This window comes from Ligilactobacillus salivarius DSM 20555 = ATCC 11741 (genome assembly GCF_001435955.1).
Lineage (GTDB): Bacteria > Bacillota > Bacilli > Lactobacillales > Lactobacillaceae > Ligilactobacillus > Ligilactobacillus salivarius.
Genome location: NZ_AYYT01000019.1, coordinates 1 through 22204 on the forward strand (window position 1 = coordinate 1; position 22204 = coordinate 22204).

Here is a 22204-nt window from a genome sequence, read left to right on the forward strand (position 1 = left end):
TTGTCTAACTTTTTTGTTGCACTTCAGGAATTCTTATTAATAAATCTTATTTTTAACCATCATTCACAGTACAGCCAACCATTAACCCCCCTTTTTCTGCGTAAAAGCTACATAGTGCTGTACAAATTCCAATTTCTATCTGACAATTAGGATACTTTGCTTGAATTAAGTCCTTCAAAGCTAATGCACCTTTTTCATTGTTTGCATGATCAATTACCACTTTTTTACTATTAAAATTATGCTTAACTAATGTATCTACCAAAGATTGATATGCACGTTTAGATCCACGTGCTTTTCCTAATTGTTCAATCTTTCCTTCTTCGTTCGCCCAACCTAGCACATTAATTTTTAAGACTCCTGCAAGTTTCGCAACAGTTTTATTTATTCGACCATTATTTGCTAAATTCGTTAATGATTGTAAGCTAAAGAAGATCTTCAAATGATCGATATAACATTGAACTTGTATTACTACTTCAGAAAAGTCTCCCCCTTCATTTAGTAATTCACTAGCTTTAACAGCTGCCATACGTTCTGCTGGACCTGCTGCTTTTGTATCAAAGACGTGTATTTTTCTATTTGGATCTTCCTCTAGAATCATTTTTTTAGCTGTTTGTGCAGTATTATACGAACCCGAAAGCGCACTTGAAATTGTAAAAATATATACTTCATCAGCATCCCCTATTGCTGCCAAGTAACTTTCAACACTAGGACAAGAAGATTTTATTTCTGTTGAACTGTTTTCGATAAACTTATCGAATTCAGCTTGATCAAAATCAGCACCATCTAAAAATACTTTATCCCCACAAACTAAAGTTAAACCTACACTCTGATATTTAATACCATTCAATGTTGCTACATTTAAATTTGCTGCTGAATCTGTAATTATTTTCTTCATAATTCCAACCATTCCTTATTTATAGAATTTTCATTAAGCTTATAAAATATAAAAAACATTGTCAACGGTTTTTAAAAAACTTATAACAAGTTTTACATTGATAAAATGTTACTTTACCTATATACTTAGGCTAGCGAGGTATCAATTTATGAATAGAGAATTTAAAATAAGCCAAAGTATCCAAAATTTTAAACTACCACGATATGACGATTTACCTGAAGTTGAATTGTATTTAGACCAAACTACTGCATACATCAGCGAAAGGCTTGAAATTTTGGGCGATGTAAAGCTAACTAGTTCGATGATTAGTAATTATGTTAAACATAAGATAATTCGCCGACCTGTTAAAAAGCGTTATGCAGCTGATCAAATTGCTGAATTATTTTTTATTGCTGTTGCTAAAAATGTAATGCAACTTAGCGATTTAAAAGCAGCAATCGAACTACAAAGACGAACATATTCAACTAAAGTTGCCTATAATTATTTTGTAGAAGAATTAGAAAATATTCTTCCGTATGTCTTTGGTTTGAAAACTGACTTAGATGAAATAGGCAATGAGCATACCGAATATCAGCGTATGCTACACAATATTATTATGGCTGTTAGTTATAAAGCTTACATTGATAAATATTATGCTAATTTACGTCAAGAAAATTAGTTCAATCTGCGATTTTAATGGTATTATAGTATTTGAGTTCGTTATAGAATCGAGATGAGTCAATTGATAGATGTAGAAGAAATTCTTGCTAAAATGAATAAAAATCAAAAGATCAATTACGATAAGGTCATGCAAAAAATGGTTAAGAAATGGGAAGAAGCTGACACTCGCCCACGTATTCTTTTACACAGTTGTTGTGCACCATGTAGTACATACACGCTTGAGTACTTAACAAAATTTGCTGATGTTACTGTTTACTATGCTAATTCTAATATTCATCCACGTGCTGAATATCAACGTAGAAAATATGTTCAACAAAAATTTATTCATGATTTCAATGAAAACACTGGAAATAATGTTAAGTTCATATCTGCCCCTTATGAACCACAGGAATATTTTGAAAAAGTTCGTGGACTTGAAAAAGAAGTCGAAGGTGGTGCACGTTGTCGTGTTTGTTACGATTATCGACTAGATAAAGTGGCACAAAAAGCTGTAGAATTAGACTTTGACTACTTTGGAAGTGCACTAACAATTAGTCCGCATAAAAACTCTCAAGTCATTAATCAAGTAGGTCTAGAGGTTCAAAGTTTATATACTACCCACTATCTTCCTAGTGATTTCAAGAAAAATGGTGGTTATCAACGTTCAGTTGAAATGTGTCATGAATACGATGTTTATCGCCAATGCTACTGTGGTTGTGTCTTTGCTGCTAAAGCTCAGGGTGTTAATTTAAGTAAAATTAGACGTGAAGCACTAGAATTTTTAGAAGGTAAAGATGCAGATAAGGAATTTCCTGAAATAACTTTTAAAATTAATGGTGAAACTATTTAATTATTAAAAAGGACTGAGATTATTAAATTCAGTCCTTTTTTATTTTTCCCAATTTCAATAACTTAATATAAATTTTCCATAAATTACTTGATACATCTACTCTCACATCAACCAGTCTAATCATTTATTAATTATACATTTAATGTATAATTAATCATTTCTAACAATCGTTCTAATGTTGTTTTATAAATAACAAGATAAGAGCAACTTTGTGAAAAAGCTCCCAAAACCCGCTAATTAAAGGGAAATTAAATTTCACAAACTTTAGGTTTAGGGGTTGATATTTATCTTTTTAAGTGTTATTCTTGCATTAGGTTGAAAGCGCTATCAACGAAATATGAGAAATTATTTGAATTTTTATTCATTATTTGGAAAGGAGTATCCTATTATGTTAATCGGTGTACCTAAAGAAATCAAAAAACAAGAAGAACGTGTTGGTGCTACTCCAAGTGCTGTAGCAAGCTTAGTTCATGCAGGCCATTCAGTAATTGTTGAAAAAGGAGCTGGCGTTGGCTCTGGTTTCCCAGATGAAGAATATATCGCTGCTGGTGCAACAATAGGTTCAGCAGAAGAAGCATGGGATACAGAAATGGTCATCAAAGTTAAAGAACCTTTGGAAAGTGAATACCAATACTTCAAACCAGGTCAAATCATCTATACTTATCTTCATCTGGCCGCAGATAAACCATTAACAGAAGCCTTAATTGAAAAGAAGGTTACAGGGGTAGCATACGAAACAATGGTTGGTAGAGGCGGCGGACTTCCACTTCTCTTCCCTATGAGTGAAATCGCTGGCCGTATGTCAATCCAAGTTGGATCTCATTTCTTAGAACAAGCACATGGTGGCAAAGGTATTCTTTTGAGTGGTGTTTCCGGTGTACATCGCGGTAAAGTTGCTATTATCGGTGGTGGTACTGTAGGTTTCAACGCTGCTAAGATCGCTGTTGGTATGGGCGCACAAGTTACAATTCTTGATATTAACGCTCAACGCTTAGCCGAAATCGACAATATTTTCGATGGAAAGATTCAAACTTTAATGTCTAATACTGCTAACATCAAGAAAGCTGTTGAAGAAGCTGACTTAGTAGTTGGTGCTGTTCTAATCCCAGGAGCTAAGGCACCAAAATTAGTTACAGAAGAAATGGTTAAGAACATGAAACCTGGTTCTGTTATCGTTGATATTCCTATCGACCAAGGTGGTATCTTCGAAACAACAGTGAGAGCAACAACTCACGAAGATCCAATCTATGTAACACATGATGTTATTCATTACACAGTTGCTAACATGCCTGGTGCTGTTCCAAAGACAGCGACAGAAGCACTTTCCAGCGCAACAGTACATTATGCAATTGAAATTGCTAATAAAGGTATTGATAAAGCAGCTGCTGAAAACAACACAATCCTTACAGGAATTAATACACACCAAGGAGACCTTACTTCCAAGGCTGTTGCAGATAGTTTAGACCTACCATTCACACCCTATAAAGGTTAAGCCCTGCTCCTTTAGCCCGGAAAGGAGGCGGCCTAAACTATGAAAAATAAAATTGACGTTAACAAAGTATTGAAAAACGCCAGCATTAAGTCGGAAGACGAGCGTTCTTTAGGTCTTTTTGATCTTTCCATTCTGGGAATCGGTGCAATGATTGGAACTGGGATCTTAGTTTTAACTGGTATTGTAGCCGCAACTACTGCCGGTCCAGCGGTTATCTTCTCTTTTCTAGTAGCCGCAATCGCTAGTGGCTTGATTGGACTTTGTTATTCTGAACTTTCAACCACTATCCCTAATTCCGGAAGTGCCTATATTTACGCTTGGGTTACGATTGGACAGGTTATGGCCTTCTTTGCTGGTTGGACTCTATTAGGAGTTTACATTACTACAACCGCTACAGTTGCAAATGGATGGACAGGTTATGTTCACTCATTCTTAGCTGAATTTGGAGTACATTTACCTAAGATTTTCCTAGCTGCACCATCTGCAGGAGGAATTATGAATCTACCTGCGATCATCATGATTTTATTTATCACCCTTGTATTAACGAAGGGAACTAGTGAGAGTAAATTACTTAATAACATCTTAGTTATTATCAAACTAACTGTGATTTTCTTGTTCATCATTGTTAGTGTTAAACATATACGCCCTGCTCACTGGCATCCTTTCTTCCCATACGGTGGTCGTGGGATCATGGTTGGAGCATCAACCGTTTTCTTCACCTTTCTTGGTTTTGATGCCCTAGCTACTTCAGCCGAAGATGCTAAGAATGTTCAACGAAACCTACCTCGTGCTATTATCATTTCACTTGTAGTTTCAACTGCCTTGTACGTAGCAGTTAGTCTAGTAATGACCGGGGTTGTTCCTTACAAGGAACTCAATGTTGCTGAAGCCATGGCTTTTGTACTTTTAGAAAAGGGACATACTTTAACTGCCCAAATTGTTTCTGCCGGTGCTATTTTAGGCATCATGGCCGTAGTACTTGCCTTTGTTTATGCAGGAGCTAATATTACAATGTCCATGAGTCGTGGTGGTTTCTTACCTAAGCAGCTAGCTCACTTAAATTCTAAGAGTCATAGTCCTAACCGTGCGCTATGGTTAAATGGACTTTTAGCAGCTATTCTTGCTGGATTTATGGATATGAGAAACTTAGCTTTAATTGCTAATGTCGGTTCTCTGGCAGTCTTCAGTCTAATCTCTTTAATCGTAATTTTATTACGTAAACAGCAGCCAGATTTACCACGACCATTTAAGGTTCCGTTTGGAAATATCCTACCAATCCTATCAATCGTTGTATGTGTTGTTTTAATGATAAACATCACCCTACCAGCTTGGATTAGTTACTTTATCTGGCTCGGAATAGGTTTACTCTTCTATCTTGGTTATTCCGTTCGTCATGTTGACGTTAATCAAGAACATGCCGGAGAAGCTGAATAGATTAATATAAAAAAAATCCGTTCAATGAATTTTTGTTCATTGGACGGGTTTTGTTTTGTTATCCAAGATAATTTTATAAAGACATTTGAACCAAACTAAAGAATAATAAGGCTAGGCCAAATAATCCTAAAATAACATAAAAAATACAACCTACACATCCTGCTAGATCTTCCATGTCAATCCCTCCTGTTGTCTAATAGTTTTTGAAGCCTTAGTCATGTACTACATGAAGTTAGTTAGTTTCTTCCTTCAAATAATTACCTATTCATTCCGTCGCGATACCCTTCCTTATATCCACGAAGATAATATCTAGTATGTTGTGCATTTTCATCGCTAGATAATGTTTGATGCTCAGTCGTCCCCTCTTTTTTATCTTGCTGACTAGCTTCAAAACCTGCATTATAACCTCTAGTATATTCCTCATTATGACGATATCTAGCGTGATGGTTGATTAACATCGCCCAGATCCAAGGATTTGTAATAATACTTTGACGATAATAGTCATTGCGATATTTTTTCTTGGAAATCTGATTATTCAAAATATCATCTGTCTGCGATCCAGTAAATGTTGCAATAGACCCTGTATTAGAGTAGCTGCTACTACGATAGCTCGACATATTATCATGATGACTATAGCTGTTATGATCAGAACTCATCTTATAGCTATAAGAATACTCTGATTTGCGAATTCGGTATCTTGGTGTTCTTCTCACACGTGGCGTATGATAACGATAGGTTCGAAATCTTGCTGCACTGACAGTAGTAGCTCCACAGGAAAGAATTGTTATTAATGCTAATAATGATATAGTTAGTTTTTTCATTTTATCACCAGCTTATTTGTAGGTTAATTTCTTATTTTACTCTTAAAAACATCTTGAAGCTCTAAAATATCTTTTTTATTTTTCTCAAAGAAGATTATTCGTTTCTTTAGATCATTAGAAATTGGTAATGATCTAATTTCTCGTTTAAAATCATCAGAATTTCTTTGTGAATACTTTTCTAAAACCTTTCTAATCATTTCTACTTTCTTATTCTGTATCATTAAACGTTCTACTAATAATACTTCCGTATGTAGTTTTCTTTTAGTATATCCATAACTAGATAACACATTCATTATACTTATATTCTTTCTTATTCTATATAAATATTTTTCTGTACTATTTTTCTCACTTCTTACACTTCCCCCATATATCTTCTTAACTCTTTTAATCAACTTCGATCTACTCATTTTAAATTCTTGTTTAGACACTGTCACTGTCTCTAATCTAGGTTTCACTACTTCATCTATAAATACCAAAAACTCTAAATTCTTATTTAGGATTTTCTTATTAACATTCAAAAAATCATTTGGAAGCTTGTTTCCTATATAATAATAATTTACCTTATACAAAAAATCTATAAATTCCTGTTTCCATGTATCGACTGAATTATAGATTGCACCATAATAAAATGTTGATTCTCTTTCTACTATTTTATTAAGAATATTTAAAATATCCCTAGTAGTTGTCCCTGATCTTTCATACATTTTAACTAACTCATTTAAAATTCCGTTAATTAAGCCCTTTTGTTCTGATTTAGCTATAATCGACTCTAATTTATGTTTTAAAAATTCAACATCTTCGCTTAATCTTATATCAGTGCTATCTATATTACCTGTACTGCTACTAATCAAAAAAATAATATCATGTAATTCAATATTATTATTTTTATTATAGGAATAAGCGTCATACTTAGAAATTATTTCATTTGCTCTAAAATAAATATCTCGCATATTTTGTTGTCTAAATCTTATAATTTCTTTAGTAAGCTCCACTTTTAAAACTAAATATTCTAATAATATTTTCTTAACTTCTACATCTTTTACTTGCTTAAACTTTTTCAATGAAGCTGACAAAGAATAACCTTGCTTTATACCCTTACCGGGGATATTTACTTTGTGTTTCAGCATAAAATATTTAACTAGCTTATTTTCTTCCTCACTTATTTTGGGTAACCCATTGTACTTATCTAGCATCTTAATATACCCATCTTCTATATTATTAGATAATATAAACCCTTCATCACTAATTTCATTTAATCTATTAATAAGTGCTGGGTAAGATTTGGAATATATTTCTATCAAGTCCATATACTTTTTCTTTATTTTTGTATATTCTTCATATTTTTTATTTATCTCATTTATACTTTTACCAATTTCTTTTGTCGAACGTATTTTCTTCATATTTCGATGAAATTGAACAGCATCTTTTCCATAAATTTGAATCTGTAATGCATTTAATTCAACTATTTTTTCTTCTTCTTTTTCCAGTAATATATCTACTTCACTTTTTTTACTTGTATCTTTTTTAATACCATTTAACCCATGATCTAGTCTTATATTTGATGTGTTATTGGTATTTACTTGTTTATTAGTTACTTGTTTTATTTTTGTGTTTTTCTCTATTTTTTTACCATTTGCATAGTCCATTATTTTTCTAGCAATATTTCTAGATTCACTTAATGCTTCTTTGTATGACAAATTAAAATTTTTAATTTTAACATTGAGTGGATCTATATACTCAACTGTTATTAAATTTCTTTTATTAGCTGTTAACTTAGCAAAGTCAGTACTAATACTCTCATTTACTGCTTTACTAATCTTATATAAATCTTGAATAAGCTTTTTACGCTCACCTTGATTAAGTTTTCTATCATTTAAAATTCTATTTTCCATATACTTAATTAAATAGACATAATTTTCAGTATACTCTACTTCAAAATTCACACCTAATAGCCTTTTGAGTTGTCTTTTTCTAACTTTATACTCTATTAAATCATTTTCAAGTTTATCTTGATCTCTATGGAAAAGTGGTAAATTTGCTTTTTTAAAGTCTAATATTTTCTTGTTATAATAAGGAGACCACTTATCATCTACTTTATTAAGATGAATTTCATTATAGAGTTCTATAGGAAATCTTTTCCTAAATTTATATGCACTAAGTATTTCATCTTGAAAGATATTTATTTTGTTCCTACTATTGTATATTTCCTCTGCTATTCTTTCAGGAATACCTGTTCGTTGAGTGAAACATTCCTTACCAAGTTCTAAGATTTCTCCAGTTTCCTTAGATTTAACTACATATTGATATTTCAATGATCTTCCACATTCACAGTAAAGCGATGGCTTATACTTTCTTTGGTTTAACTTTTTTCTGTAAAGACGATCATAGTTTACACCCAACAGCTCCCAATGAATTCCTTTCCAAAAACTAGCTGTCAATAATTCTGATTTTACTCTATACATAACATGATTCATAATGACATCTATCTGAAAATCTGTCATTGTATTAAATATTTCTTCCCTATCTTTACTACTTAATACACTTATCATTAACTATCTTCCCCTACAAAAAGCTCCTACTCCTCAAAAACTAAGGAATAGGAGCTACTTCTTTTTTATTTTATCCAATTTGGAGTTTAGCCACTATCTCATTGACTATTTCCGAAATAGTATCTAAATCTACCACAAACCATTCTTTAGGTTTAATTTTTCTACCATTAGGGCCTAAAATATCAACATCTAATTGATATTGAGCCAAAGCATGATGAATTGCAGTTTCTAAACTTTCAGCCTTCAAATTGATAACTTTAAATTGCATGACTTCCTTTACAGGAGCATATAAATACGTGGATTCATTCTCAGCATTAGCAATTCTCTTCTCAATACTTCCAGTAGTAAAACCTATTTTGTATAAATTCTTAATACTTGAAATTTGTGAATTATTACTCAATGATTTTAACACATAAATGTAACCTGTTACAATATCATCATTTTTTATTTCTACTTCACTGTCTAAACGATCAGTAACCATCATGCCTTTAACATTACTTTCCTTACTACTACCATACAATGAAGCTGCCAGACCATTACGTAAAGGCATACTTTCAGTTCCATTTTCATAGATAATATGCACTCTAGCATCTTTTTTCTTATAACGATCGTTGTTATTAGCATCAAAAGTATCGCCAATTGCGTCGATATAGATCAACTGCCCACGTAATACATAAAATCTATCTTCTTCAATTTCATAATTCTTAAATCTAACTAACTTTCTTCTCCCACTAGCTAAGTCAGCTTGAATCTTCTTAAACATTCTTTCATAAGGAGCAAAGTTAGCCATTTTCTTTGGCCTAGCTCTATTTGAAGTAGAAACTGTTATTTTACGTTTGAGCTTACTTGTATCATGTAACTTATTTTCTAAGTCTTTATCTATATCTAATTCATCAAATATTCCCAAATCATCATTCAAGATATCATCTAGCGTGTCGTACTTTTTATTTAAATCTATCTTATCTTTTAACGTCTTATATTCAGGTATTGTTTCTTTTATTAATAGGTGTTCCGGATCATACTCAGCTAACTCATCGTCGCTATGTCTTTTTCTAATTCCCTTTAACCGGCTATAAAGTTTTCTTTCATTACTACCATATTCAGCAGCTACAGGTTCATGTCCATTTTCTTTAACCCACTCTACAATTTCTATGAATTTTTTAATATCTGGATCAACATTCGAGATCTTTTTACTCTTTTTATTAGTCTCTAATCTATCCAGAATTTCATTTAACTGGGGATCATCTAAAATCTCATCTATACTCTTAGGCATTTTCTAAACGTTCCTTTTCTTCCTTCATAGTTTTTAACTTAATCAATGCATATGCATACTTTCTTTCCATTTCATCATCAGAGCCCTTATCTGGTAATTTACCATCATTTTCTGAAATGAACTTCAAAATTTGAGGGTAAATTATCCTTAACTCATCTTCACTAAAATCATATTTCTTAGAATCGATTTCTCTTTGCAAGATACGCAAAGTACTGCTATTAATATTAGTAGACATGATTTCATAAGCTCTTTGGAATGGATTAATCTTGTCAATCATATTGATATCTAATTTTTCTACATCAACCAATCTATTTGCCATACTCAAGAATTTGTTATTATCACCATTTTCTCCCTTAGAAGTCTTATTTTGACTTTGACTAACCACCATATCAGCCACTAAATGTTGTCTTACAGATTCAAGTTCCTCATCATCCAAGTCTAATTCTTGTTGCATAATTACTTTAGGAATAAGCACTTTATTTACATATTCCGTATCTTCTTGAGTCGCAATGGCTTGTTGAACTTGTCTATCTTGTAAAATAGATGCCTTTAAATCAGGTAGATCATTTTCAATGATATCCTTAGCCTTTTGAGTTGGTGGTTCTTTTAAACCTTTAATAAATACCACATCATCATTATTTTTATCTGTAGTATCAATCTTACTTCCTTTAGATTTTAATTTTATTTCAGGTGATAAAACCTGTTCCATCAATAATGAAGCAGTAATAGCTTTAATAATCGTATTTACCGCGTAAGTAACATCTTCATTGTCTGCATCAGGTTGTGCAATCAAGTTAACAAATTGTGAGTGTGTCTTATTTTCACTATCACGAGTAACACGACCTATGATTTGTACAATTTCTGTCAATGATCCTCGATATCCAATAGTTAAGGCATATTCAGCCCATGGCCAGTCAAAACCTTCTTTTGCCATACCAAGAGCAATAATAATATCTAAATCATCAGCATCTTTGATTTTTCTTAAAGTTGCCTGGATCTTTTCACGACCATCTTCATTAACTAAATCCGCTACCTTCAAAAGTTTTCCATCAGTTTTTCGTCTAACAAAGTAGATACCTGTTTCTTCATCTTTCTTTTCAATTTCACCAATTGCATCAAAAATATGATCAACTTCATCATATTTATCTTTAGTTGATTCAGCAGAATTAACATTAGGAATATGGATTATCATTTTCTTATCTAAATCCATCGCTTCTCCAATTGCATCTGTATAGCGACCTTGGTAGAATTTATAATCTATTCCAAATGATTTCAAATACTTGTATCCATCTAATTGTTCATAGTATGAATAATTAACTTTATCAAATTCACGCTCATCTTCTTCTGTTAAAATTGGTGCAGAATCCCCTCTAAAATATGAACCAGTCATTGCTAAAATGTGTGCATTGGAATTATGCATAATATTTTTTAATGCACCACCTAAAACAGAATTATCCTCTGCTGATACATGATGAAATTCATCAATCGCAATTAGAGTATTGTCGAACTTTTTATCACTATCAATTTTTTGATAAGCATTTCGCAAAGTTGAATGAGTACAAATAGCTACTTTAGCTTCTGTATCTTCCATAAATTTGATTAGTCTCTGTACTTTGCTATCACTAGTTCCAGCAGATGTTAAATCATAATATGGATCAATTATCCAATCTTCATAAAAGCCATATTTAACTAATTCTGTATTTTTAAATGAACTTCCAATTGAACGTTCTGGAACAGCTACAATTACTTTTTTAATCCCTTGATTAGCTAATTTATCCAAAGCAACAAACATTAGAGCACGTGATTTACCAGAAGCAGGTGGAGCTTTAACTAACAAATATTTAGAATTTCGCTTTGCATATACTCTTTCTTGCATCTGACGCATACCTAATTTATTAGTAACAGTACTTTCTCCAGTTGTATGATAATTTACTTCTATGTTATTACTCATATTTCCTTACCCCTTTTTATTGACCATTTCACTATACATGTTCAATAACAATGCTAAACGTTCATTATCATCTTTAAAATCAGTTGATTTATACGCTCTATCGACAACCTTATCTAGTTCTTTATGTGCTTCTAATAATCTTGGGTTCATTGGCTTAGGATTCTTAGCAGCTAATGGTGAACCATACAATTCAGCTAAAGTTCCACCTTCTTCTTCTCGAATATCCAAAATATTTCCAATCAATTCTTCAATTTCATTCTTACGACGCGTAGAAAGTTCTGGAACTGGGAAAGTGTTGTAGACAAGTACTGAGGAATAACGATAATCTGTCTTTAATTTCCCTCCAATATTTCGCAGCCAGATCATATGCATACGTGATTCCAGTAATCCCAATAGCCAAAGTGGAGCATCATAGATGGCCATAGCAGAATCAGAAATAATAACATTCTGATTACTTAATCCAAATGGTACGTAAATTCTTGATTCAGACGATACTCTTGGAACTACAATAGTGTTAAACTGTTCTTTCGATACAGTTACATTATCATAATGTCCTCTTTGCTTAAATTTATAAGCATAGCTAGCCGCTTCTCTAGTTGACTGAGCTGTACTACTTAGTCTAAAGTCCTTAACTTTTTCTATTCTCTTTTTAATTAACGGTATATCCATAGCTTTTTTATAATTGTCATCATTTAACCATATACAATATCTTGCAATATCATTTATATATTCTTTTGACCCTGTTATTCTTCTAATATATTTTTCTGAATTTGGGTAGTTCAATAATAGTTGGTCTCTTTCTTCTTCGGTTAACATTAAGTTGCCACCATCTTTTGGCATATTACCTAAGCTCATTAATGGTAACCCAGATAACGATTTAAAGGACTTATTAACAATAATGTTTTCTCCATTAATTAAATATGGATTTATATTATCAACTAATCTTATTTTATTATCATAGAATAATTTCTTTTGCTTTATAAATTTTCTGTTACTTAAACCAATAACTACTACCGTTACTCCTGCATTATTTTTAGCGTTATTATTCCATTTAAAAGATGTATATGCAAAATTTATTTCAACATTATTTTTATATATTTCCGGCCAAAGCATTGCTACTTGTTCCCCTTGACAAATAGAGTTTGTTGATACAAATGACAATTTAGCTTTACTATTTGATATATATCTGCTACCTAAAATAAACCAGCAAGTTATATAATCTAAATTTTTCCATCCTTTTATATGTCCAATAATTGGCTCTGTATATTTTTTATATTCCTTAGGCTGAGATTTTCCTCCTTTATATGGTGGGTTACCAAACAAGTAAATTTCATCCTCTTTTTCATGTGGTAAAATTTCATTCCAGTCGAGTCTTAAAGCATTACCACATCTAATGTCACCAACTTTATGTAACGGTAATGTCTCTCGAAGTACATCACCGTAACGTCGTTTCAATTCTAAGTTCATTTGGTGATCTGCAATATACAAAGATAGTCTAGTTACATCAACTGCAAAGTCTTCAATCTCAATACCATAAAATTGCCCCAAATCAATAGTTGGTACATACATAGTACTATTGTTTAACTTACCTAATTCCTCAAAAATATCCATTTCCAAGCGTCTGAGTTCTTTATATGTAATAATCAAAAAATTACCTGAACCACAAGCTGGATCCATGAATTTCATCTTACGCATACGTTCTAATAAATTATTTAATTTAGTTTCATTGCCTTTTGCTTTTTCAAATTCTTCATGCAAATCATCTAAAAATAATGGATTAATTACTTTCATAATATTAGGTACAGAAGTGTAGTGCATCCCCAAATGACTACGTTTATCTTCACTAGCAACTGCTTGTAACATTGAACCTAAAATGTCTGGATTTACCTTGTCCCAACCAATTAGTTCTCCCGCTTCTATGATTAGGTTTCTTGACTTCTTTGAAAAGACAACGTTTGTATGTTGTTCAGTAAATAGCTGCCCGTTGACGTAAGGGAATTTTCTCAACCATGCAGGTGTATCTTCCGGTCTAATTTTAGTATCTAAAAATTCGAATAATTCTTGAATTCGGCAGTTTAAATCACTGCCGTCTTCTTTTGTCATGCTCTTAATTGTATTAGTAAAAATATCTTTTTCAAACACTCCTGTATCTTCTGCAAATAAACAAAAGAGTAATCGAATTAAAAATAGATTTAGTCCATGTCTGGATATGCGCTCGTTGTCTTTTACAATATATCATACAACTTTGCAAATCTCTCAGCAGCCTTTAAATCAGCTGGATTTTCTCTTTCGAAATCAGCTTTTTCAATGCCGTTCCAAGCCAAGAAAAATTCAAAGTTTCTTGGTAACTTCTTAAAATCAATATCTATTGTTTCTTGAGTTTTTGTGTCCCTTGCAATTAAGTTTTTAAAGTCAGTTACCATAATGTATCTTGGATTTACATTTTGTTGAGATATTTTACTAACCAAGTCAGTAAAAGCTTGTAATGTATCTCCTGAAACTTGTTTAAAATATAATTTATTTTTTAAATGGTATTCACCAGGCACCTTAGATAAATTATTAGTTCCTTTGCGTAATTTAGTAATTGTAGATTTTGCAATCTTGCTATAAACACTTAAAAATTCAAAGATAAATTCTTCTTTGTCTAAATTCTCTACAATATTCCTAATTTTATCTTCATACTCCGTAATAGCCATACTTTCTCCTCCGACTGTGTATCTAAATTAGTAGTATCTTTTTTATAGTAAAATTATATCATGCTGCTAGCTCTTTATTACTCTCTTTCTATCTTCTGCTGATAATAGTTCTGGATTTTTTACTATATAATCAATATGTTTCATTGTTTCTTTCTTTATTTCTTCCCTAGTCATAATATCTAAAATTCTAACGCCACCCATCGCATTAAAATATTTATTCATAGTAAGATATGTCCATCTATTGTTTATTACTTTATCATCCCTATCTTTAATACCTTCAATTATTCCTAGTGCAATATCTTTATTATTAGTCAAATTACTAGAAAAGAATGAAATGATTTTACTAGATCCATCATATTCAAAGAAATACTCTGTCAACCAATATGGATTTGAAACGTTTTTTTCATCATAAGTCTTATATCCCAACCACCAATAACGAGATATTCTTTGAATTACTTGTGCTCTGATATTTGAACTATTATAGAAGATACTATTTTTAACCTTTTCATTGAAATTTTTACTATTTGATACTGTCTTCAAATAATCCAATAGATAATCTAAATATACAGTATTAATCATAGTAAACCAAAATTCTTCTCTAGATGCTTGAACAGGTGTTAAAAATTTCAACGCCTCATAAGTATTTTTTATATTATTTGTAAATAAATCACTAAAAGATTTAGGATCAAACAATTCTAAGTATTCAAATTCATGTTCTATATCATACACTAACTCATTATTGAATAATTCTTGAATACCCTTCTTATCAAAATTACGATACAAATCTATGTATTTAGTATCAAAATTTCGTTTTATCTCCTCTAAAAAGTTCTCATCACATGTTTTCGCCTTAATCTTCAATTCCAACAATCCCCTTTATTTCATTAAATGATCTCTCTACTGGATTTTCTAAGATCATCTGTGCTAATTCTAATGGTGAAATTTTTTCATTAAATAAGTCATTAATATCCTTATCTAAACTCCTTATTTTCTTCTCAATTACCATATACCATTTCTGTTCATCAATATCATTACCTCGATTTAATACCATATAACTTAAAACCTGTATAAGTGCCGGTAATATTACTATTGATAAAGCTATATCTGGTACAGATTGGTATCTAATATATTGTTCATATAATGTTTCTGGCAAATACACGTATATAATTTCTCCATCCGGATCTACTACCATATACTCCTTTTTTGATTTAGCTACCTTCATAATTGAAGATACACTTTTAAAACTATCTTCGTCATTTACAACAACATTAGTAGTAAATGCAACAGCTAATGGATCCCCAGTATTTAAATCAGGAAATACATAATCTTTTCCATATAGGTCAGTATTGATAGTATCACTAATAAAATCTGTAATATTTTGTTTTGCTAAAAGTAAGCCTGTTACCTCTACTTTTTTTCTCATATATTTAGGATCTATTTCTAATTCAAACGTATATTTCCCAGGTTCTAACTCATATAGTTTGCGATATGCAGTAAGACTATTTTCTACACGTAAATACAATCCTGCTTTACCTAAATTTATTAATCTTTCTAAATTGTGATCATGTAAAATAAATCTACATTTTACAACTGCATTTTTAAATGGTGTAGCTGCAACACTAGTAAACTCGATATCAAATTCTGAATCTTGAATATAATCTTCATCGTCTACTGATAATACTGGATAAGGATAAATACTGTCAGATATTCGCATAAATTTCTACCTCCAATTTCAAACGTGTATTTCCATTAAGTTTTATCATGATAGGCTGCCAAGATCCTGCAAGTAAAGATTGGATATATACATTTGAATATCCTATATTTAATTGTTTTCCTCGATAGGTAGCCTTTGTTATCTGAACAGTATCTTTTTTACCTGAATCACCAATAACATCTAAATCAATACGCACATTGCTTAAACTCTTGTCAGGTTTTACCATTAGCCTATACATTCCATTTTGATGATCAACTTCTATGCATCTATATTTCACATTAGTTATCTTTTTTTGACTATTTCTATTTTTTATAAACATATCGTCATTGTCATTAGGTCCATTTTCTCCAGGTCTATCACCATAACCAAAATTATTTCCTGTACTAGATCCACCTCTATGTCCTCTTCCATCATAAGCTGTACCAAAACTATCTCCTTGGCCTACTCCACCTTTAGTAACGCCTTTATCATCGCCACCAGTAATATGATTATTTTCTCTAACTCTAGCTACTTTAGACTTTGTATTTATTTTTTCGATCTCAATAGCTACTTTTTTATGACCTTTATCTTTGACTTTTTTATTTGACAGTCTTATCGAATTTATATCCTCTGGAAGGAAATCACTAACCCCATATGCATCAACTTCATCAGCTACTTTTTCAGTATATGTATCTTTGATAGTTTCTTTTATGAATCTATTCATATCTTTTAAGAATCTACCAGCTTTTTTAGGCGTTTCAGATCTATCCTTGGACCAATCATTATGATTAGGATTTTCTAGTTGTTTAAGTATTCCATTGATATTTTTCCCATGAGCATAGAATATTCCAGAAAACTTAATAATAGAACTGATTCTATTTAGATCTTTTATCTTCATACCTGCATTTCTTGTCATTAATACTCTACGATTTACATCGCCCTTATTTGAAGTATAAAGTATTGCTTCTCCATCTTTAATACCATATTCTTTGAATCCAGTTAAATTGAATTCTTTATGATCTTCATCTTGTAAAACATCATAATAACCTGGTAAATACTCATATTTCCTTAGTAATTTCTTATCATTACGAATTTCTTCAACAATCTTGTTCATCTTACTGTAGTTAAGTTTAACTTTATTATCAATAATTACTTCTAATTTATTAGTATAGAAAGAAAACAAGAAGTTATTTGCTAAAGAATATGTTATTTCTTTAGTCCAATTCTCAATCAAATCTCGATTAAAACCGATAATATAGATATCTGTTCCCTTTTCAGTTCTAGATATTTCTCCTCCTAATCCAAAATCTTTTGAAATTGGTTCCTTACTCCCATTTTTCCCATAATATCCTGTACCTTGAGTAATTATAGTTTCCCCATTAAGTTTATCTTTATAAGATACAAACTTCATTACACCAATGGACTGAATACCTTCATCAGCCAAAGTACTATATAGTACCATTCGTAAATCACTAACAGCAAATGGTGCCCCTTTACCAATACCAAATGATCCAGCTGATGATGAATCTTTCTTTACAGATGAACCAACTTGTTCAATTAATGACTTCCAGTTTTCTTTTCGTAAACCAGTAGTGTTATAATCACTAATTTTTAAAACATTAACAAATTTATTTTTCAAAATCCTGTCCATTTTTCTTAACATAGACATTGTTTTTTGCTCATTAGGCCATTGTTTCATCGCCTTATTTATAACTTCATATTTTAGCTCCAGATATCCTGGAATATTTTCAGCTTTAACCTTGAAACTTGTAAACTCTACTCGAACAGGCTTATTATTACCCTCTATCCCAGCATCTAACGAATTTTGACATATTTCTCTAGCTAAAGAGTCTAAAGGATTATCCTTAAACATTTCTAAACTCGCATTAGATCCAGATTCCATTTGTAAGTCTTTACCACCTGGAAAATACCACTCACTATTTTTAGAATGACTTTTATTAAATAACTTCATCTTCTTTTTTCTCCTTTTTCCCCATTTTTCCATTCTAGACACAGGACCAATTTTCTAATTTATACAAAAATTTAGTNACAAAAATTTAGTTTTTAATCTAAGAAATCTACTATTTGCACAAATTTTCTAATTTCTCCTATATCTAAATTGGCAAATTCAAGAATTTACTTATTAATATTTTTGAGTTCCATTTTTAACTCTCTAATTTCTTCTTTCATTGAAAACTGGACTTCTAGAGTTCCTAATAGCAGCGTCATTATCATTGTTATTGCCAAATACCCATAGTCTGTTTCAGTTCCTGTCATTAGCCTATCTAGTTCAAGAAAGACAAATATTATCATTGTGGGTAACATCACTCCTGCCAGTATTAACTCTAATTTTTTGATCATTTTTTCTAGTTTAATCATTTTTATCCCCTTAATTTCTAGTTATCAATCTCCATCAAACCTAAACCTCCCATCAAATTCTTCAGTGTCGCATCAGTTTGACTTAGTTTTTCATCTAACTTTTCAAGATTTTTTATTTCTTCTTGATAATCCAATTTTTCTTTAAACTTATACTGGTTTACATAACGTGCTACTGATAGGTTAAAGTCATTTTTCTCAATTTCCTCATAGCTCGCTACATGTGAGAATCCTTTTTCTTCTTTCTTTTCATTAAAAATATCTACAATTTTATCGATATTGGCTTCTGTTAGAATATTTTCCAAGCCTTTCTTCTCATACTCTTGGCTTGCATTAATAAAGAAGACATCTTTATCTTCTGATGATTTTCTAAGTACTAATAAACAGGTTGCGATTGTCGTTGAGATTTTCGTGTTACCCGGCAACTGAATCACTGCTCTAATCTTTCCATCTTCTAGAAGCTTACGTCTAATATTGTATTCTTTCGCTCCTCTAAATAACGTACCTTGAACAACCGACACAACCATCATTCCATCATCTGATAATTTATTAATTCCATCCAAAATGAATCCCCAATCTGCTCTATTAGGCAAATCTCCATAATCTTGATAACGTTTATCTTGACTTAAATTTTTATCAATGTTCCATTTCATACTCATTGGTGGATCAGACACTACTATATCAGCCTTACCAAATTCCCAATTATTAGCCAATGTATTTGCATTCTTGAATTCAAATTTATCATCAGCCACGTCATTAATTATTGCGTTCATAATGGCTATTTTTATCACTTGAGTATTGATTTCTTGTCCATAATACTTATTTTCTTTAAGTGCAGCTCGATTTATACCCAATAGTAAACTCGCTGTTCCCAAAGCTGGATCATAAATTGATACTCCTTCTTTTTTACTTCCAACTAACTTAGTAATCAACTTACGGATATTTTTCGAAGTATAATCGTAATTATCTTTAGCACCACTGCTTCGTTTAATTATCTCTAAATTTTCTTCAAAACTTACTTCATTACGTGAATCTATCTTTTCAAAAGCAGTTTCACTCGGCAAACTTGAAGTACTTCCCCTAACATCTTGGAAGATATTTTTTAATTTTGGATTTTTTTCTTCTATATTATATAGGGATTTTACGAGTTCAACATATTCAAATTTATTGGCCTTATACATTTGGTAATGATGATAATATGTATCTTGTGGCGCTATTACGAATTGAGCATCTTGGACCGTTTCCTTACCTTCCTCATATTTTTTCTGTACTTCTAAAATGCTGCCATCCTTATCGAATTTTCGCAAAACTTTTTGTGAGATTGATTGATAAAATGCCATTAGCACATAAAAGTCATGAATGTCGATATAGCTATCTTTAGCTGCTAATCTTTCTTCTAAAACCTTATCCATATTAAACCGCCTCTCTGTTGTTTAAATCTTTTTCCCCTAACATTTGTAAGTACAGATCTCTTTCTAACTCCGCTTTCTCCATAGCTAATGTATACTTTTTCATAATCTCTTTGTAAGCTTCCCCCATCTTCTTTTGGTCAGCTATTTCCGGCAGATTAATCTCTAAATCTTCAAGGTTCGCTTTAGTTAATTTTCTAATAACAGATCCATCCATAATGGCTGCTTCTTGGTACCTAATGTATTCGGACTTATTTAATAGATAGCATAAATACCAAGGGTCCAGTGTATTCTCATCAAGGATATTTAAACGAAGAAAAATTTGATTAAGCATCTTACCAGCATTTCTAGAATGAACAACACTTGCTAGATTACTTACAGTATTTATCACAATATCTCCCCTTGCTGTAATACTTTTACCACTAGCCTTATCGTGTTGATAATCCTCACCATGCCCCAAGTCATAATTGACATCTTCTATGGCATATAACGTATAATTTTGATTCTTTACGCGAACTGAATTAATTCCACTTTCGATTTTTACCAATTCATTCAATTTCATACTATTTTCAACTCCTTATTTAAATTTATATAAATCATGTAATTAAACCCTATTACGTATTACAATTTTATTATATCTCAATTTTCTAAAAATTCAACAACTTTTTTGTAATTCGATTATATTACCTGATATATAATTTTAAAGATCCCCAATATTCAATCAAAAATAAACTACTGATATATTTAATTCAGCTAAATAATTAAAGAGGTGATGGCTAGTGCCAAGAAAAAGTACAAAATTATTCCATAAATACTATAAAGAATGGATTGAACTATATAAGAAAGGTGCAGTGCGCCATGCAACATTGATAAAATATGAACTTGCTCATAAACACGTTAAAGAACTTTGTCCTGACTTACATTTACATCAAATTGATCGTAAAAACTATCAATTACTTTTAAATAAATTTGCCGAAAACCACGAACGTGAAACAACGCTCGATTTCCATCATCATCTAAAACCATGTCTTGTAGACGCATATGAAGATGGGATAATTAGAGTTAATCCTACAAGAAAGGCTATTATTAAAGGAAATCAAAAAAGAAAGAAAAAACAGAAATTTTTAAATATGGATGAACTACAGGCTTTATTATCTGAATTGAACTTATCTTCCGAAGTAAATTGGGATTGGTTTATCTATCTAATTAGCAAAACTGGTCTGAGATTTGCCGAAGCGTTGGCCCTAACACCTGCTGACTTTGACTATGAAAATCAACAAATAAACATTAATAAATCTTGGAACTACAAGTTCAAAGATTATGGCTTTCAACCCACCAAAAATAAAAGCTCTAATCGGAAAATTTTCGTTGATAATAGTACTTTAAAAGCTTTCAAAAAATTGATAAAAGAAAAAGACCCCGATCAACCTATTTTCGTTAATCAGGATCAAAAAATTTTCAACTCTACCGTCAACAGCAGACTGGCAACCTTATGTCGGCATGCCAACATTCCTACAATTTCCATACATGGATTACGACACACACATGCATCGCTACTATTATTCCAAGGTGTATCAGTTTTGAGTGTATCGCGAAGATTGGGACATGCTAATATTACGACTACCCAGGAAACATATCTACATATTATTAAAGAACTTGAAACTAAAGATAATCGAAAAATTTTGAAACATTTAAAAGAGTTGTAGGATTGAGATGTAGTTAAGATTTATATTTAACATTTTAAATTATTATGCTATAATCAAGTTATTAAAGGTTTTACCTACCTTTTATTTTTGTTTTTTTTACTAAAAATTCTTTTTAAAGAAATGGAGGGCTATTTTCGCCTTCCATTTTTTTGTATTTAGTTATAGACTATTCATCTCCCTTTAAAAGTCTCATGTATGGAACTTCCGGATTTTGACTATCATCTGAAATAACTTCTGGATCGACAGGTCTTTCTATTGAAGACATGACTTCTCCCAAAAGATCTAGTTCTTCATCGCTTAAATCGTCTAACGCATCATTTTTATCCCAAATTTTATCTGCTATTTTCTTATTCTCATTTGTGGTGATTATATTCATTATTTCCACAACCCTTCTTTGCTACTTAATGTAATTATAAACTA

General features: G+C 31.4%; 17 protein-coding genes and 1 pseudogene. 5 read left to right on the plus strand and 13 right to left on the minus strand.

Annotation, left to right across the window (positions count from 1 at the left end):
- Window positions 1–52 precede the first annotated feature (52 nt).
- Window positions 53–895, minus strand: coding sequence for a DegV family protein (locus FC55_RS07765; protein ID WP_081036622.1), 843 nt, complete (start codon window positions 893–895; stop codon window positions 53–55).
- A 148-nt stretch (window positions 896–1043) separates the two neighbouring features.
- Between FC55_RS07765 and FC55_RS07770 the strand changes: the two genes are divergently transcribed.
- The 4 genes from FC55_RS07770 (at window position 1044) to FC55_RS07785 (ending at window position 5310) form a co-directional block, all read left to right on the plus strand.
- Window positions 1044–1553 carry a DUF1836 domain-containing protein gene (locus tag FC55_RS07770; protein ID WP_003699259.1) on the plus strand — a complete coding sequence of 170 codons (510 nt, stop codon included), beginning with the start codon at window positions 1044–1046 and terminating at the stop codon, window positions 1551–1553.
- 63 nt (window positions 1554–1616) lie between these two features.
- Window positions 1617–2384, plus strand: a complete 768-nt coding sequence (locus FC55_RS07775) for an epoxyqueuosine reductase QueH (RefSeq protein ID WP_035149309.1) — start codon at window positions 1617–1619, stop codon at window positions 2382–2384.
- A gap of 388 nt (window positions 2385–2772) precedes the next feature.
- Window positions 2773–3876 carry an alanine dehydrogenase gene (ald, locus tag FC55_RS07780; RefSeq protein WP_035149313.1) on the plus strand — a complete coding sequence of 368 codons (1104 nt, stop codon included), beginning with the start codon at window positions 2773–2775 and terminating at the stop codon, window positions 3874–3876.
- 39 nt (window positions 3877–3915) lie between these two features.
- Window positions 3916–5310: an APC family permease gene (locus FC55_RS07785; RefSeq protein ID WP_003699265.1), complete on the plus strand. Its 1395-nt coding sequence runs from the start codon at window positions 3916–3918 to the stop codon at window positions 5308–5310.
- Between the two features lie 257 nt (window positions 5311–5567).
- Here FC55_RS07785 and FC55_RS07790 read toward each other — a convergent pair whose 3' ends face one another.
- From FC55_RS07790 to FC55_RS07845, 11 genes and pseudogenes are all read right to left on the minus strand, one after another.
- Window positions 5568–6131, minus strand: a complete 564-nt coding sequence (locus FC55_RS07790) for a hypothetical protein (protein ID WP_003699267.1) — start codon at window positions 6129–6131, stop codon at window positions 5568–5570.
- A 23-nt stretch (window positions 6132–6154) separates the two neighbouring features.
- Window positions 6155–8680 carry a hypothetical protein gene (locus tag FC55_RS10140; protein ID WP_003699268.1) on the minus strand — a complete coding sequence of 842 codons (2526 nt, stop codon included), beginning with the start codon at window positions 8678–8680 and terminating at the stop codon, window positions 6155–6157.
- Between the two features lie 70 nt (window positions 8681–8750).
- The gene (locus tag FC55_RS07800) at window positions 8751–9953 is read right to left on the minus strand and encodes a GIY-YIG nuclease family protein (RefSeq protein ID WP_003699269.1); all 1203 of its coding nucleotides are present in this window, start codon (window positions 9951–9953) and stop codon (window positions 8751–8753) included.
- Window positions 9946–11904, minus strand: a complete 1959-nt coding sequence (locus FC55_RS07805; protein WP_003699270.1) for a DEAD/DEAH box helicase — start codon at window positions 11902–11904, stop codon at window positions 9946–9948. Before FC55_RS07805 ends, FC55_RS07800 begins: the two co-directional genes overlap by 8 nt.
- A 6-nt stretch (window positions 11905–11910) precedes the next feature.
- Window positions 11911–14600, minus strand: a pseudogene (locus FC55_RS07810) (class I SAM-dependent DNA methyltransferase).
- 66 nt (window positions 14601–14666) lie between these two features.
- Complete coding sequence (locus tag FC55_RS07820; RefSeq protein WP_225356291.1) at window positions 14667–15461, minus strand: DUF6339 family protein; 795 nt, start codon at window positions 15459–15461, stop codon at window positions 14667–14669.
- Entirely contained in the window at window positions 15451–16314 is an 864-nt protein-coding gene (locus FC55_RS07825) for a hypothetical protein (RefSeq protein ID WP_003699278.1), read from the minus strand. The genes FC55_RS07820 and FC55_RS07825 overlap by 11 nt, the downstream gene beginning before the upstream one ends.
- Window positions 16301–18265: a hypothetical protein gene (locus tag FC55_RS07830; protein ID WP_035149318.1), complete on the minus strand. Its 1965-nt coding sequence runs from the start codon at window positions 18263–18265 to the stop codon at window positions 16301–16303. Before FC55_RS07830 ends, FC55_RS07825 begins: the two co-directional genes overlap by 14 nt.
- Before the next feature lie 164 nt (window positions 18266–18429).
- Complete coding sequence (locus FC55_RS07835) at window positions 18430–18672, minus strand: hypothetical protein (protein ID WP_003699280.1); 243 nt, start codon at window positions 18670–18672, stop codon at window positions 18430–18432.
- A gap of 17 nt (window positions 18673–18689) precedes the next feature.
- Window positions 18690–20081 (minus strand): N-6 DNA methylase, encoded by a 1392-nt coding sequence (locus tag FC55_RS07840; RefSeq protein ID WP_003699282.1) that lies wholly within the window; start codon window positions 20079–20081, stop codon window positions 18690–18692.
- A 1-nt stretch (window position 20082) separates the two neighbouring features.
- Window positions 20083–20640 carry a restriction endonuclease subunit S gene (locus tag FC55_RS07845; RefSeq protein ID WP_003699283.1) on the minus strand — a complete coding sequence of 186 codons (558 nt, stop codon included), beginning with the start codon at window positions 20638–20640 and terminating at the stop codon, window positions 20083–20085.
- Between the two features lie 217 nt (window positions 20641–20857).
- Between FC55_RS07845 and FC55_RS07850 the strand changes: the two genes are divergently transcribed.
- A complete protein-coding gene (locus FC55_RS07850) occupies window positions 20858–21784 on the plus strand; it encodes a site-specific integrase (protein WP_003699284.1) in 927 nt (308 codons plus the stop codon).
- A gap of 166 nt (window positions 21785–21950) precedes the next feature.
- Here FC55_RS07850 and FC55_RS07855 read toward each other — a convergent pair whose 3' ends face one another.
- Complete coding sequence (locus FC55_RS07855; RefSeq protein ID WP_003699286.1) at window positions 21951–22160, minus strand: hypothetical protein; 210 nt, start codon at window positions 22158–22160, stop codon at window positions 21951–21953.
- Window positions 22161–22204 lie beyond the last annotated feature (44 nt).

What these genes read in the sequence shown, in the direction of transcription:
- ald (WP_035149313.1), top strand. Translation starts at nt 2,773, where the DNA reads ATGTTAATCGGTGTACCTAAAGAAATCAAAAAACAAGAAGAACGTGTT.
- FC55_RS10140 (WP_003699268.1), bottom strand. Translation starts at nt 8,680, where the DNA reads ATGATAAGTGTATTAAGTAGTAAAGATAGGGAAGAAATATTTAATACA.
- FC55_RS07785 (WP_003699265.1), top strand. Translation starts at nt 3,916, where the DNA reads ATGAAAAATAAAATTGACGTTAACAAAGTATTGAAAAACGCCAGCATT.
- FC55_RS07800 (WP_003699269.1), bottom strand. Translation starts at nt 9,953, where the DNA reads ATGCCTAAGAGTATAGATGAGATTTTAGATGATCCCCAGTTAAATGAA.
- FC55_RS07855 (WP_003699286.1), bottom strand. Translation starts at nt 22,160, where the DNA reads ATGAATATAATCACCACAAATGAGAATAAGAAAATAGCAGATAAAATT.
- FC55_RS07840 (WP_003699282.1), bottom strand. Translation starts at nt 20,081, where the DNA reads ATGGATAAGGTTTTAGAAGAAAGATTAGCAGCTAAAGATAGCTATATC.
- FC55_RS07845 (WP_003699283.1), bottom strand. Translation starts at nt 20,640, where the DNA reads ATGAAATTGAATGAATTGGTAAAAATCGAAAGTGGAATTAATTCAGTT.
- FC55_RS07835 (WP_003699280.1), bottom strand. Translation starts at nt 18,672, where the DNA reads ATGATTAAACTAGAAAAAATGATCAAAAAATTAGAGTTAATACTGGCA.
- FC55_RS07830 (WP_035149318.1), bottom strand. Translation starts at nt 18,265, where the DNA reads ATGAAGTTATTTAATAAAAGTCATTCTAAAAATAGTGAGTGGTATTTT.
- FC55_RS07790 (WP_003699267.1), bottom strand. Translation starts at nt 6,131, where the DNA reads ATGAAAAAACTAACTATATCATTATTAGCATTAATAACAATTCTTTCC.
- FC55_RS07805 (WP_003699270.1), bottom strand. Translation starts at nt 11,904, where the DNA reads ATGAGTAATAACATAGAAGTAAATTATCATACAACTGGAGAAAGTACT.
- FC55_RS07765 (WP_081036622.1), bottom strand. Translation starts at nt 895, where the DNA reads ATGAAGAAAATAATTACAGATTCAGCAGCAAATTTAAATGTAGCAACA.
- FC55_RS07770 (WP_003699259.1), top strand. Translation starts at nt 1,044, where the DNA reads ATGAATAGAGAATTTAAAATAAGCCAAAGTATCCAAAATTTTAAACTA.
- FC55_RS07825 (WP_003699278.1), bottom strand. Translation starts at nt 16,314, where the DNA reads ATGCGAATATCTGACAGTATTTATCCTTATCCAGTATTATCAGTAGAC.